General features: G+C 44.9%; 15 protein-coding genes. All 15 read left to right on the top strand.

Going from position 1 to position 13,013, the window contains the following annotated elements; all coding sequences use genetic code 11:
• Nucleotides 1-108: 108 nt before the first annotated feature.
• The 15 genes from DUE52_RS03765 to map all read left to right on the top strand — a co-directional run bounded on the left by DUE52_RS03765 (nucleotide 109) and on the right by map (nucleotide 12,988).
• On the top strand, nucleotides 109-1,413 hold the full coding sequence (locus tag DUE52_RS03765; protein ID WP_114404921.1) for an amidohydrolase family protein: 1,305 nt from the start codon (nucleotides 109-111) through the stop codon (nucleotides 1,411-1,413).
• Nucleotides 1,414-1,748: 335 nt separating this feature from the next.
• On the top strand, nucleotides 1,749-1,967 hold the full coding sequence (locus DUE52_RS03770) for a DUF4287 domain-containing protein (protein WP_114404637.1): 219 nt from the start codon (nucleotides 1,749-1,751) through the stop codon (nucleotides 1,965-1,967).
• A complete protein-coding gene (locus DUE52_RS03775; protein WP_114404638.1) occupies nucleotides 1,964-3,028 on the top strand; it encodes a serine hydrolase domain-containing protein in 1,065 nt (354 codons plus the stop codon). The genes DUE52_RS03770 and DUE52_RS03775 overlap by 4 nt, the downstream gene beginning before the upstream one ends.
• 282 nt (nucleotides 3,029-3,310) lie before the next feature.
• On the top strand, nucleotides 3,311-3,502 hold the full coding sequence (locus tag DUE52_RS03780; protein ID WP_114404639.1) for a hypothetical protein: 192 nt from the start codon (nucleotides 3,311-3,313) through the stop codon (nucleotides 3,500-3,502).
• A gap of 356 nt (nucleotides 3,503-3,858) precedes the next feature.
• Nucleotides 3,859-4,629 carry a DUF4262 domain-containing protein gene (locus DUE52_RS03785; protein WP_114404640.1) on the top strand — a complete coding sequence of 257 codons (771 nt, stop codon included), beginning with the start codon at nucleotides 3,859-3,861 and terminating at the stop codon, nucleotides 4,627-4,629.
• 151 nt (nucleotides 4,630-4,780) lie between these two features.
• Nucleotides 4,781-5,545 (top strand): abortive infection family protein, encoded by a 765-nt coding sequence (locus tag DUE52_RS03790; protein ID WP_114404641.1) that lies wholly within the window; start codon nucleotides 4,781-4,783, stop codon nucleotides 5,543-5,545.
• A 233-nt stretch (nucleotides 5,546-5,778) separates the two neighbouring features.
• Nucleotides 5,779-6,450 (top strand): hypothetical protein, encoded by a 672-nt coding sequence (locus DUE52_RS03795; protein WP_114404642.1) that lies wholly within the window; start codon nucleotides 5,779-5,781, stop codon nucleotides 6,448-6,450.
• A gap of 76 nt (nucleotides 6,451-6,526) precedes the next feature.
• A complete protein-coding gene (locus tag DUE52_RS03800) occupies nucleotides 6,527-6,994 on the top strand; it encodes a DUF3024 domain-containing protein (protein ID WP_222930253.1) in 468 nt (155 codons plus the stop codon).
• Nucleotides 6,995-7,079: 85 nt separating this feature from the next.
• On the top strand, nucleotides 7,080-7,718 hold the full coding sequence (locus DUE52_RS03805; RefSeq protein WP_114404644.1) for a hypothetical protein: 639 nt from the start codon (nucleotides 7,080-7,082) through the stop codon (nucleotides 7,716-7,718).
• A gap of 86 nt (nucleotides 7,719-7,804) precedes the next feature.
• The gene (locus DUE52_RS03810) at nucleotides 7,805-8,581 is read left to right on the top strand and encodes an SDR family oxidoreductase (RefSeq protein ID WP_114404645.1); all 777 of its coding nucleotides are present in this window, start codon (nucleotides 7,805-7,807) and stop codon (nucleotides 8,579-8,581) included.
• A 146-nt stretch (nucleotides 8,582-8,727) separates the two neighbouring features.
• A complete protein-coding gene (locus DUE52_RS03815; protein WP_114404646.1) occupies nucleotides 8,728-9,072 on the top strand; it encodes a hypothetical protein in 345 nt (114 codons plus the stop codon).
• A gap of 17 nt (nucleotides 9,073-9,089) precedes the next feature.
• Nucleotides 9,090-9,998 carry a helix-turn-helix domain-containing protein gene (locus tag DUE52_RS03820; protein WP_114404647.1) on the top strand — a complete coding sequence of 303 codons (909 nt, stop codon included), beginning with the start codon at nucleotides 9,090-9,092 and terminating at the stop codon, nucleotides 9,996-9,998.
• A 64-nt stretch (nucleotides 9,999-10,062) separates the two neighbouring features.
• Complete coding sequence (locus DUE52_RS03825; RefSeq protein WP_114404648.1) at nucleotides 10,063-11,142, top strand: glycoside hydrolase family 43 protein; 1,080 nt, start codon at nucleotides 10,063-10,065, stop codon at nucleotides 11,140-11,142.
• A gap of 287 nt (nucleotides 11,143-11,429) precedes the next feature.
• Nucleotides 11,430-12,167 carry a BlaB/IND/MUS family subclass B1 metallo-beta-lactamase gene (gene bla / locus DUE52_RS03830; protein ID WP_114404649.1) on the top strand — a complete coding sequence of 246 codons (738 nt, stop codon included), beginning with the start codon at nucleotides 11,430-11,432 and terminating at the stop codon, nucleotides 12,165-12,167.
• 59 nt (nucleotides 12,168-12,226) lie between these two features.
• Complete coding sequence (map, locus tag DUE52_RS03835; protein ID WP_114404650.1) at nucleotides 12,227-12,988, top strand: type I methionyl aminopeptidase; 762 nt, start codon at nucleotides 12,227-12,229, stop codon at nucleotides 12,986-12,988.
• Nucleotides 12,989-13,013 lie beyond the last annotated feature (25 nt).

The raw sequence follows: 13,013 nt of genomic DNA on the forward strand, positions 1-13,013 counted from the left end.
AAAGGGGACTTGGACGCAGCACGCAGCATCTTCCGGATGCGAAAAGTCCCCTTTAGGGGATTTAGGGGCAAATGCAGGGGAATGGGGCAAAATGCAAACTATAAAACCATGAAACAACTAACACTCTCCATACTCCTGCTGGCATCGCTCAGCGGGTTTGCCCAGAACCCGGCTCCGGCGGGGCCGCAGACGCGGGCCATTGCCCTGACGGGTGCCACGATTCACGTTGGCAACGGGCAGGTAATCAATAACGGGGTGATCCTGTTCGACAAGGGGATCATTACGGCCGTCGGCGACGGCAACACGCCCACCAACGGCGCGGAAGTGATCAATGTGGCCGGAAAACACATCTATCCGAGCATCATTTCGCCCGCTTCGACGGTGGGGTTGCAGGAAATCAGCGCGGTTCGGGCCACGGTCGATTTTCAGGAAACCGGCTACATCAACCCGAACATCCGGTCGCTGATTGCTTACAACACGGATTCGGAGGTGATTCCGACCATCCGGAACAACGGTTTGTTGCTGACGCAGGTGATGCCGATGGGCGGGGTCATTTCGGGGAGTTCGTCGGTAGTGCAGTCCGACGCCTGGAACTGGGAAGATGCCGTGCTGAAAGCCGACGACGGTATCTGGCTGACCTGGCCGGGGTATTTTGCCCGCAGCTTCGATTTCGAGGATTTTTCGGTCAGTCTGAAAAAGAACGAACAGCGGCAGGAAAGCATCAACGCTCTGAAAGCGACGTTTTCCGACGCGCTGGCCTATGCCGCCCTGAAAAATCCGGCTCCGAAAAACCTCAAATTTGAGTCGATGAAGGGCCTGTTCGATGGCACGAAAAACCTGTACATCCGGGCCGATTACGGCAAAGACATCATCGAAGCCATCAAATTTGCGAAACAGATGGGCATTCGGAAACCGGTGATTGTGGGCGGGGAAGACGCCGGTCGGGTGATCGATTTTCTGAAAGAGAACAACGTTGCCGTGATTCTGGGGCCAATGCATCGCCTGCCCACTCTCCAGGACGAAGACGTGTATCTGCCGTATAAACTGCCGGGACTGCTCCAGAAAGCCGGTATTGCGGTCAGTCTGAGCTACGACGGGGCCTACTGGCGGACGCGAAACCTGCCGTTTCAGGCCGGAACAGCCGCCGGTTTCGGGGGCATCGACAAAGAGGACGCGCTGAAAATGATCACGTCCACGACCGCCAAAATCATGGGCATCGACAACGTGGTGGGCACGCTCGAAAAAGGCAAACACGCGACGCTGGTGGTCTCGAAAGGCGATTTGCTGGACATGCGCACCAATGTCATCGAACACGCGTATATCCAGGGCCGTCACATCAATCTGGATGACAAACACAAGCGGTTGTACCACATGTACCGCGAGAAGTATGGACAGCCGGATGTAGGAAAATAACCTTGATTTTGCTTATCATTGGGAGCCCGAAGGATTGGGCTCCCTTTTTTTGTTGGCAGGTTTGCCTAATGAATTGCCGATGGAAGTCAGCAATCCCATTAATTGTTTTGGCATTTTAGCCGTTTCAACCGATTATTATCCTAAATAGGACTAATTCATTACCCTTTCGCTTTTGCCCCCAACCCCCTAAAGGGGGCTTCAAAATCCGGATGTTTTAGCCCCCTTTAGGGGGTTGGGGGCGAAAAGTGGAAGCACTTTACAGACTGCCCTTTAGGGGGTTGGGGGCAAAAAGCGAAAGTCTTACTAAAGTAAACTCTAAAAAAACGCAAATCAGTATGTCTTTTCAAGCCTACATAGACAACATCAAAGCTAAGACCGGAAAAACACCGGCGGACTTTAAAAAATTAGCGGAAGAAAAAGAATTTATCATTGAAGGAAAACTTAATCCAAAAGTAAAAGCGACAGAAATAACCAACTGGCTGAAAGAGGATTTTGAATTGGGACACGGCCACGCCATGGCCATTTATGCGACCTTCAAAGGAAAAACGGAATGAAACGGTTCACAATACTGATTGTATTCCTATTCTTTTGCGCTTCCGGAACTGCACAGAAAATGCCTGCTAACCTCCTGGATAGCATTGCGATTGCAGGAAACAATGGCACGTATCCGAACCTAGAGGGAGTTACAATAACCCAACGTGGCAAGCTTGTTTTTGAAACCTATCTTCATGGTTTACGGAAGGGCAGTCTGCATGATACGCGTTCTGCTTTTAAGTCCATTACGGCGCTCTTGATTGGCATTGCGATCGACAAAGGGTTTATTAAAAATGTACATCAAAAAGTATATCCTTTTTTCCCGGAGTATAAGCCCTACGGAAACTGGGCTAGTTTAAAAGACAGCATGACCATTGAGCATTTGCTGGAAATGAAATCCGGTTTTGACTGCGAAGAATGGGATGGAAGCAAGGATTGTGAAGACGACATGGAGAATACGCAGGACTGGATAAAATTTTGCCTGGACCTGCCCTTAAAAAATAAACCGGGGACAAAGTGGGATTATACGTCGATCAATGCCATGCTGTTAGGCGGTATCATTGCCCATGCCAGCCATAGGTCGGTTTCGGAGTTTGCCGATCAATATCTGTTCAAACCGTTGGGAATTACCCAGTACCGGTGGACAAAAGACCCGCTCGGTCACGAAACGACGGCGGGTTCCTTTTATATTTCTCCGGGAGATATGAATAAAATTGGGCAGGTGGTTTTAAATGACGGTGTTTTTAATGGTAAACGAGTCGTTTCCGGCAAATGGGTTAAAAGAATGACGGAAGGACGTATAAAAATTGAAGACTTTTCCAATGTGCAGATTTCTAGAAATAAAACTGCTATTCCGCAACCTACTTATTATGGGTATGCCTGGTATACGGAAGAAATAAAGACGGATCACTGGAAGCACACGGTTGTTTTTGCTTCCGGGAATGGCGGGCAGTATATCATGGTGATTAAGGATTTAGATTTGGTGGTAACCTTCACAGGCAATAGCTACAATTCTGCCAAATCAAAATTGCCTTTTGATATTCTGGTCAAATACATTTTACCCCATTTTGCCAAGAAATAGCCGGGCTATCAACAAACGGTTTTGTGCAAGTGGGGGAGACGTAAGAGCAAGGGGCTTTTGCCTGTCATTTTTCAAACGATCTATCGACGATTACGAACGAATAAAAATCTAAAATGAACCCAAACGGTGAGATTATTGACCCCAGAGGGGTCGAATGTTTGTAGCAAACCGGTGTGCTGAGTACTCCAGGCGTTCCGGAGGTAAGCGACCACGTTGCCAATGGTCGCGTACCTATCGGCACGCCTGGAGTGCTCATGAATACCCATTTGCTACAAACATTACGTGCAGCTGGCACTTAAACAACTGGTAGGCAAGGGAATAATCTCATTGTTTGCGTTAAAATTAAAGCTGACGAAGAAGTTAGGAATGGCCTTTGGCATCAACAAAGTGGTGGGCGCAATCGAAAAAGGTAAACGCGCAATAATGCTGGTCTCGAAAGGCGATTTGCTGGACATAATGCACGCGTATGTTTAAGGCCGTCACATCAATCTGGACGACAATCACAAGCGGTTGTACCACATAAATTGTGAGATGTATAGAGAGTCGGATATTGGAAAGTGATGAGAATTTTTTGTAATATTAGGGACGTCAGGGATTTTTGTAGATTTCGCATTTTGTATTGCCGCAGAAAACAAATAACACGGTTTGCAAAATACGCATTTTGTATTTTATTTGCACTTAATCGTTAAGAATATTTTCTGTAAGTGTTTGGTAATAAGTTATTTATTGGGTTTGCCTACATCTAAAATGAAAATGGTGTAGATTCATATTGTTGCACAAAACCTTCGCCTATTTAGAAGTTAGTGGCAACTGTAAAGCGACACCCTACAATGGACAAAGAGAAAGAACATAACTGCATAAGCAAAGACGAACTTCTTGTTCAGACCAAGACAAATATTGACAAATTTGGACTACAAGTTATAATGGTTAGTGGTTCCGACTATTCACCATCATTTGTTTATAGTATAGGACTATTTGAAACTTACAATCAACCTGAAATAATTTGTTTTTGCTTAACTCAAAAACTGGGACACGAAATAATTAATGATGTTGCTGACTTAATTAAGAAGGGTGAAACCATTAAGACATACACTAACTACGACAACATTTTTAAAGATAGCCGAGCAGAGTTTTTGCCAGTTGATGAAAGGAATATAGACAACTATTTTAGTGCAGCGTTAAACTACTACGACAAGACAAAATTCCCTGCTGTTCAACTTGTTTGGACAGACAGAAATAACAAGTTTCCTTGGGAAGAAGATTTTGAAGAAAAGTTTTTGCACGACCAGCCACTGCTTGACAGAAATGCAGACTTCAAATTCAGAGAAGCAAAGAATTTAGGCATATTTACAACCCGACAATGGTTAGACCTTTACAAACCTATTTTGAGGGTTGTTCACGACACTGATGGAGATTGGCAATTTCTGACAGGTGACCAAATGCCAGACGACATTAAGCTTGTTGCATTAGAAGAAATGGTAAATAGGGACAAGACACTAAATGAAGTTTTTGATTTAGACTACGGTTATTCAATGGACAGAGACTTTATTGGTGGAGAATGGACTAAAACAAAACTAGAAGAGGAAGGTGATGAAGAATAAAACAGCTGCCACTAACATCGTATTGGCAATAGTGGGGCTGACAGTTGCAAACTCAACATTTGTAATTCTATTGGGCATTTGTACAAATGTTGAGCTGACGGTTTTCAAATGCCCCACCATCGCCAATACGTAAACCGTTAGGCACAATTGTATGGAAGATCCCGACATCAAAAAACTACGAAAGGTTTTAGCATATAAAGGCCGAGAAGATCTAGCTGACCTGCTGCGCCATTCTGTTTCAATTTTAGAAGAATCAAGCACATTTGGCTCACGATGGTATTCCCGCTTAAGCACGTTTCATATTAAGTCCCATCCAAAAGTTCAAGAAAAGCTAGACAGTCTTTCTGAAAAGGATAAAGAAGAGATATTCAAAGCATTACAACTTGTATATCCCTTACTAGATAATGAACCTGAGATTACGAATATTATCTATTATCCCGATTTTGATATTGAAACTGCAGATTTGGTTGAAACGAAAGAATTAGAACGTATCTCATTTGAGTATATCCATGATCAAATAAGAAAATGCAATTCAAAAATTGCTGAGAAGGATTTCGATGGTGCAGTAACTAATGCCCGAACACTTATTGAATCAATATGCCTATTCATCCTTGAATCTAAAACGAAAGAGAAGCAAGATTATGATGGGAATTTGATCAAACTATATAAAAGTGTGGCATCTTTATTAAGTATGTCGCCTGGTGACTATACAGATGAGAATCTGAAACAGATTTTATCCGGAGTTTTTAGTATTATTAATGGTGTATCAGGACTGAGGAATACATACGGGGACTCTCATGGGACCTCTCCATCAAAAAAAGGGTATAAAATCGACGAGAGACATGCAATTCTAACCGTAAATCTTGCAAAATCAATTACCGAGTATCTATTTTTAAGCTATGAGAAATCGATTTAACAACTGTGCCTAACATTGCATTGGAAATATGGCGGGGCGACGAATATATTCTCAGATTTTTGTTCGGTATTCGGGTTCAGTTACGGCAAACGAATAACACCGAACAGCAGCATAAACAATGGGCTTTTGTATCTTTAATCAGCAGAGCACCGGGCAGACAGAATACTGAATGACACCACATCGCTAATGCTTCAACGTTAGGTGCAACTCTATAAGACGACAACAGATCGACAATGAAACAACTTAAAAAGATATGGGCAGACCCAGTTTGGAGTAAAGTAATTTCTGCGATTATTATAGCAATTGGTGCTGTTTTTTGGACATTAATTTCGACCAAGATAGATGACGTAGACTTCCAGACTGCGTGGATAAATCTTTGGACATTCAATATAAAACTTTGGTGGTTGACCGTTGGAATAATTATATTCTTACTCTTATTTTGGTTACGACAATTTTTCAAGAAATCTATCTTCAAATATGATGATGAGACAATCAAACTTGACCGTCAAATATTTGAAAAAATACGAACTGAATTATTGCCTCAAACCGGTGCAATATATTTTTTAAGACATAATAATTTTGCTGGGTTTAGCTTTAATACTGACAGTATTGAAGACCTAGACAATTTTGAACACGAATGCAATAAATCTGATTTTGAGTTTCTAAACCCTGACCTAGAAAGAATGAAAATCGAGCTTTTAAATTCAGTAGACCATTTTACAGGACAAATTGCTGTTCAAACATTTCCAACAAACAACGGACGACAAACTGTTCCTCCAGAATGGGAAATTGAGCAACCTGAAAGGTTTTGGGAAGTCGTTAATGATTTGCACAGAACGAAGTTCCAAATATGTGACAAGTATGACGAACTAATAAAATTAGGAAGAAGGGTTCTTAAAATATAATAACAATGACTGACAAAAGGGTAGCCACTAACACAAGTTTTGTGTCAGGCGGGCTGAATTGCAAACTTGGAGCTTTGTGCTTCCATTGAACTTTAGTAATAAATTGAAACTTTGTACTCCGAAACCCGCCCGAACGCAAAGCCCTAAACCGTTAGCTGCAATCGTTGGTAGTACTTCTAAGCAAATATGTTTACTAATGCCAATGGACATCTTAACAACTGTTGACATCATTGAAATTATGGAGAACTATATAGAAAAAGTTCGTCCTCCAGAAAACATCAGGAAACAGTTGGATTTGAGTTACCGAATAGAAGACCAAAGTGTGATACTTACTGAGATTCGCCCCATTTGGAATAATCCTAGTGAGTCTGCCGAATACAGTTATGCAAAGGCGACTTTTATTAAAAGTAAAAATGTTTGGAAAATATTTTGGCTGCGAGCAAATCTCAAATGGTATTCATACGAACCAATGCCAGAAGTTTCAACATTAAAAGAATTTCTGGAAATTATTGACGAAGACGATTACCATTGCTTTAAAGGTTAGAAAATTTCTCTTCTTCTGTTAGTTAATTTAGTGAAATGCACCTACAGTACTTGAATGCATAGCTACAAAAATTAAAACAAAGTTAATGAAGAAACATGCCGTCTTACTCTGCATCGTCATTTCGGTGATTTTAATCATCACCGCAACCATGCTCTATCCCGGAGGTTCCTTGTTTGATAAAAATTCGGTCGGATTTGACTGGACTAAAAACTTCATCAGCAATCTGTTTGGGGAAAAAGCAATCAACGGTTTAGAGAATCCGTCCCGAATCTGGGCCATTCTGGGCGTGGCATTCCACTCGGTTGGGTCTGGGATTTTCTTTATCAATATGTCAAAAAAGATGACGGATCGCCATTCGGCTACGGTTTTAAAATCCGTAGGGATTGCCAGCATCGCACTTGATGTCTTGATCGTCACTTCCTTGCACGACGTGATGGTTATGGTATCGAGTACCTTGTCTTTGCTTGGGTTGTTTTATTGTACGGTTTTTATTCTGAAGTCAAAACTTCACGTTTTAAAATTTGCCTGTGTCATCTGCCTGTTGATTTTTTACTATACCCTCTACTTATACGGTTCCGGCGATTGGGGATTATTGGCCATTATGCAGAAGGTATCGTTCATCAGCTCAACGCTGCTGGTGTTAGGAATGGAGTATTTTACCAAAAAAGAAGACTTCATTCAACGTAAACCGGATGGGCAAACCATACCGACGACGAACCGGTAACGCCCTTTCAGCTACAACATTGCGACTTTTGGCTACAGCGGTTTTCTGATCCCTGCTGAACTTTGCAGCAACAAACGATCAGAACGATGAACTTACAGAACAACACCATTTTAGTGACCGGCGGAACCAGCGGTTTCGGCATCGAATTTGCCTCCAGATTGCTTGCGCTGGGCAACACCGTCATCATCACCGGCCGGAACGCGGAAAAATTGCAGGAAACGAAACGCAAACTGCCGGCCGTCCACACCATGCAGAGTGATGTGAGCAATGCCGACGACATCATCACGCTATACAATCAGGTAACCCGGCAATTCCCCGACTTGAATATCATCATCAACAATGCCGGTGAAATGCGGAAAATCAGTCTGCACCAGCCACACGAACTGACCGACATCACCCGCGAAATTGAAATCAACCTGATGGGACCCATCCGAATGGTGCAACAATTTCTGCCCCACCTGAAAAAACAGAAAAACGCGGCCATCGTGAATGTCACCTCGGGCATTGCGCTGATGCCTTTTCCGATTTCACCCATTTACAGCGGCAGCAAATCGGGACTGCGGGCGTATACCCAGGCTTTACGGGTACAACTCAAAAATACGGACATTCAGGTGATCGAATTGGTAGCACCGGGAAGTTCGACACCCTTGAATGATAAATTCAGGAACGAAGACGGATTTAGTGCCAGTGCCTTGATGGCTCCCGAAAAAATTGTGGATGCCGCCATCAAAGGCATGGAAAATGACAAGGACGAAATTTATCCGGGACTGGCGAAAGTCATGCGGGTGATGAGCCGAATTGCGCCCCGGTTTTTGATCGCACAAGCCGGGAAAATGGGCGCTTCGACGATGTACGGTAAATGATTTTTTTCTAATCTAGGACTTTTTGCTTTTGCCCCGTTCCCCTAAAGGGGACTTTTTGAATCTGGATGTTGCCGCGTCCAAGTCCCCTTTAGGGGAACGGGGCAAAAGCAAAAGGCTTATAATTGTAACTCACATAAATCAAAAAAATGAAAATCATCAGCATAATTCTTCTTCTGGTATCCGCTTTTCTGGGTATCAAACACGGGTGGGATGCCTTTCAACCCGGCAATGCCGAACAGGCAAAAATGATGGCAACCCTGGGTATTTCCCAAGCCGTTTTACCTTATTTTGGGGTGGCTTCCATTGCAGCGGGCTTGCTGTTACTATTTCCGCAAACCTTTTTTATCGCCAATTTGATAAACGCTTTTTCCATTGTGTTAATCATGGCGTTGGCGTTGCGGGCGGGCGATTATAAACTGGCTTTGCTGGAAATTCCGTTTCTGGCTATTCCCTTGTTGTTAATCTGGCTGAAATATCCGTTTAAATTTTAAAAAACCACTTTTGCACGATGTCGAATGCAACACTACTCCGAATAAAAACCATACCGGAAGGGCATCGGTTAACGGGGCTTGAAAAACCGCATCATCCGCTGATCAGTGTGGTGGATGTGTCTCAATTTAAAAATCATTCCGATATTCAGGCGGTTATTTTTGACTTCTATGTGGTATCGCTGAAGCGGGGTTGCGACAACCTGTTGTATGGGCAGCAGAAATACGATTTTGACGAAGGTCTGATGGCATTTATGGCACCCGGACAGATTCTGCGGGGTGAAGAAAACGGTCGTCCACCCAACCTCCAGGGCTGGATGATGTTCATTCATCCCGATTTTTTATGGAATACATCCCTGGCTAAAAAAATAAAGAAGTACGACTATTTTGGATACGCGACCAACGAAGCGTTGTTTCTTTCCGACCGGGAAGAAACACTGATGAATGGAATCATCGACAACATTAAACAGGAGTACAACGCACCGATCGATAAATTTAGCCAAGATGTCATCATTGCCCAGTTGGAGCTTCTGTTTACGTATGCCGAGCGGTTTTATGAACGCCAGTTCATCACCCGTAAAATGACCAATAGCCGGATTTTAACGCGATTGGAAGACGTATTGGATGACTATTTTAACCAGGAGGAATTGCTCTCGAAAGGCTTGCCCACTGTGCAATACGTTGCGGATAGCCTCAACATTTCCAGCAAATATTTAGGCAGTTTGCTGAAACAACTTACCGGGCTGACAACCCAGCAGCACATCCACGAAAAACTGATCGGGAAAGCCAAAGAAAAACTCTCCACGACTGAATTGTCGGTCGGTGAAATCGCTTATGAATTGGGGTTCGAACATTCGCAGTCGTTCAGCAAATTATTCAAGACCAAAACGAAGCAAAGTCCTCTGGAATTCAGGGCTTCGTTTAATTGACCGACAAAAGCCCGGCTAACTTTGACGGAAATATCCCTTATTTTTGGCTAAAAATAACGCAGTTATGACATTTGCCGTATGGTTTGCCCTGTTTCTCGCCCTGACGGGAGGGTTTCCACAACCTGAAAAAAAAGCTGCCTCCGACGGTTTTGGGATCGACCAACCCCGCAACATCGCCAACGATCAAAAGGTCTGGATGCTGACGTATTTCCGGCAGCGGTATCCGACCCGGATTGAGATCAATGAGCAGGGAAAAACCGTGGAGGTGCCGCTGGAAAACCCGATGCTGATCAACAAACTGCACATTGCCTTGTCGACCGATGGGCGGCACTGGACGCCGTTGAACGACAACAATCCAGTCTGGGAGCAACCCATGCGCGACCCGTACGTTCGGCGCGGGCCGGACGGGCTTTGGCGTGTTTTGACAACCGGCGGGGGCGGCAAAGACCGGGAGAAAGTGGGTCCAAGTTGTCAATATGCCACGTCGAAGGACCTGATTCACTGGCAGGTGGAAGGGGCGCTGCCGTTGATGAAAGACGTGCGGAACGCATCCGGCGCGTTGGCCCGCAACATCTGGGCACCCGAATGGTTTTATGATACCAAAACCGGGGAGTATGTGCTGTTCTGGTCGTCGTCCTACCAGGATGCGGGCTGGAAAGAGAGTCGGCTCTGGTATTGCCGGACGCGGGACTGGAAGACTTTCACCCCGGCCAAAATCCTGTTTGAGCCGCCCTATTCCGTGATCGACGGCACCTTGCTGGAACACAAAGGCACCTATTACCTCTACCACAAAGAGGAAGAATTTGGTGCCAAAACCGGTGAGCGCAGGGCCATTCGGGTAGCCACCTCGAAGAATCTGGAGGGTCCCTATACTGTGGTGCAAGGCCCGATGAACAAAGGGCAGATCGTTCCGGTCATCACCGAAGGCCCCACCGTCATGGAAGACCCCCGCAAACCCGGCTGGTTGTTGCTCTACGATTATTGCATGACCAACCGCTTTGGGGCTTCTTCCTCGCCGGACTTGATTCACTGGACGGTGGAAGAGGACGTCAGTTTTCCGTCGGAAGCCCGGCACGGCTGTGTTTCGCTCGTAACAGCCGCGGAAGCCGAGACCTTGCGGAAGGCGTACAACAGTAAAAACTAGGGATATATTGGAACTAGGCCTTTCGCTTTTGCCCCGTTCCCCTAAAGGGGACTTGGACGCGAACCCTCCGAATGCTAAAAGTCCCCTTTAGGGGAACGGGGCAAAAGCGAAAGGCCTGTGAAACCTAAAACGGATTGGTTGATACATGAGGAAGCTCCGGGAATGGGGCTCCTTTTTTTGTTAGCAAATTACCTTTTGTTTGTCCGAAAAAAACCAACCCAAACTTCGTCCCGTTACCAGATGTTGGTAATTTTACAAACCATCAGCAACTAATTTATACGAGCAACATGCGGACCAGTATCCTGACAATCGCTTTCCTTTTTACGCTAACCAATCTGTTTGGACAGGCAAAACCCGAAAAACTTAAAATAGCGCACCTGACGGGCGACTTTTATATTTACACAACCTACAACACCTACAAAGACTCTCAAGTACCGGCAAACGGAATGTATCTTGTCACGAAAGAGGGTGTTGTTATGTTCGATACGCCCTGGGACACCACCCAGTTTCAACCCTTGCTCGACAGCATCAAAGTAAAGCATAACCAAAATGTGGTCATGTGTTTTGCAACGCATTGGCACAGCGACAAAACGGCTGGACTCGAATACTACCGGCAGCAGGGCATAAAAACCTATACGACGGTTCTTACCGATGAATTGAGTAAAAAGAACGGTAAAAAAAGGGCAGAATTTTTAATGACAAAAGATACGGTTTTCCAGGTCGGGCCTTATTCTTTTGAAACGTATTACCCCGGACCGGCACACACCGAAGACAATATTGTCATCTGGTTCAAAAACGAAAAAATTCTCTACGGGGGCTGCTTAATCAAAGGGGTTGATGCGGATAATTTGGGCTATTTAGACGATGGAAGTGTCACCGAATATGCGACTACGCTTGGAAAGGTTCAGAAAAAATACCAAAAACCAAAATACATTATCATTGCCCACAGCGATTGGAACAACCTGAATTCATTGAAGCACTCTTTGAAGATGGCAAAAGAACTTAAAAAGAAAGAGAACCGCTAAAATCGGTTTGGTAACCGTGGCGCAGGCCGTTGCGAACTCAAAAAATCAATCAAACGACGATGTCAATAACGAAAGAAGCGGAACTCATCGGAATGCAGAAAGCCAGTGAAGCGGTAGCCTACACCTTGAAGGCGATGCGAAATTATGCGCAACCCGGTATGACCACCAAACAACTGGACGACTACGGAGCCTCCATCCTGGCGGATTTTGGGGCCAAATCAGCACCTTATTTAACCTATAAATTTCCCGGTTGGACGTGCATCAGCGTGAACCATGCGTTTTGCCACGGTCTGCCATCTGACAACACCATTCTGAAAGAGGGCGATTTGGTGAATATCGATGTTTCTGCCGAGCTGAACGGTTTTTGGTCGGACAACGGCGGCTCCTTTGTGCTGGGCGAAGATGTCAACCAACACCAGAAACTGATCGACGCGTCGAAGCAGATTTTGCAGAAAGCCATCTACACGATCAAAGGCGGGGTTCGCGTTGCCGACATCGGGCATCTGATCGAAACGGAAGCCAAAAAACGGGGGTACAAAGTCATTAAAAATTTGACGGGACACGGCATCGGAAGAAGCCTGCACGAAGAGCCCCGCGAAATAGCGAATTACCGGGACCGCTCGAATCCGACCCGGTTTAAGAAAAATTCGGTCGTTGCCATTGAAACCTTCATTTCAACGATTTCCACCTATGCCGAAACCCAGCAGGACGGCTGGACGATGGTTGGAAACAAGGGCGGTTTTATGGCCCAACATGAACATACCATTGTGGTTACGGACGGCAAACCGCTGGTGCTGACCGAAATGAATGACATTTGGTAGGAAAGCCCAAACTCGTCTTTTTGCC

It is taken from the genome of Larkinella punicea (assembly GCF_003334855.1).
GTDB classification, from domain to species: Bacteria; Bacteroidota; Bacteroidia; order Cytophagales; family Spirosomataceae; genus Larkinella; species Larkinella punicea.

What these genes read in the sequence shown, in the direction of transcription:
- DUE52_RS03765 (WP_114404921.1), top strand. Translation starts at nt 109, where the DNA reads ATGAAACAACTAACACTCTCCATACTCCTGCTGGCATCGCTCAGCGGG.
- DUE52_RS03770 (WP_114404637.1), top strand. Translation starts at nt 1,749, where the DNA reads ATGTCTTTTCAAGCCTACATAGACAACATCAAAGCTAAGACCGGAAAA.
- DUE52_RS03775 (WP_114404638.1), top strand. Translation starts at nt 1,964, where the DNA reads ATGAAACGGTTCACAATACTGATTGTATTCCTATTCTTTTGCGCTTCC.
- DUE52_RS03785 (WP_114404640.1), top strand. Translation starts at nt 3,859, where the DNA reads ATGGACAAAGAGAAAGAACATAACTGCATAAGCAAAGACGAACTTCTT.
- DUE52_RS03790 (WP_114404641.1), top strand. Translation starts at nt 4,781, where the DNA reads ATGGAAGATCCCGACATCAAAAAACTACGAAAGGTTTTAGCATATAAA.
- DUE52_RS03795 (WP_114404642.1), top strand. Translation starts at nt 5,779, where the DNA reads ATGAAACAACTTAAAAAGATATGGGCAGACCCAGTTTGGAGTAAAGTA.
- DUE52_RS03805 (WP_114404644.1), top strand. Translation starts at nt 7,080, where the DNA reads ATGAAGAAACATGCCGTCTTACTCTGCATCGTCATTTCGGTGATTTTA.
- DUE52_RS03810 (WP_114404645.1), top strand. Translation starts at nt 7,805, where the DNA reads ATGAACTTACAGAACAACACCATTTTAGTGACCGGCGGAACCAGCGGT.
- DUE52_RS03815 (WP_114404646.1), top strand. Translation starts at nt 8,728, where the DNA reads ATGAAAATCATCAGCATAATTCTTCTTCTGGTATCCGCTTTTCTGGGT.
- DUE52_RS03820 (WP_114404647.1), top strand. Translation starts at nt 9,090, where the DNA reads ATGTCGAATGCAACACTACTCCGAATAAAAACCATACCGGAAGGGCAT.
- DUE52_RS03825 (WP_114404648.1), top strand. Translation starts at nt 10,063, where the DNA reads ATGACATTTGCCGTATGGTTTGCCCTGTTTCTCGCCCTGACGGGAGGG.
- bla (WP_114404649.1), top strand. Translation starts at nt 11,430, where the DNA reads ATGCGGACCAGTATCCTGACAATCGCTTTCCTTTTTACGCTAACCAAT.
- map (WP_114404650.1), top strand. Translation starts at nt 12,227, where the DNA reads ATGTCAATAACGAAAGAAGCGGAACTCATCGGAATGCAGAAAGCCAGT.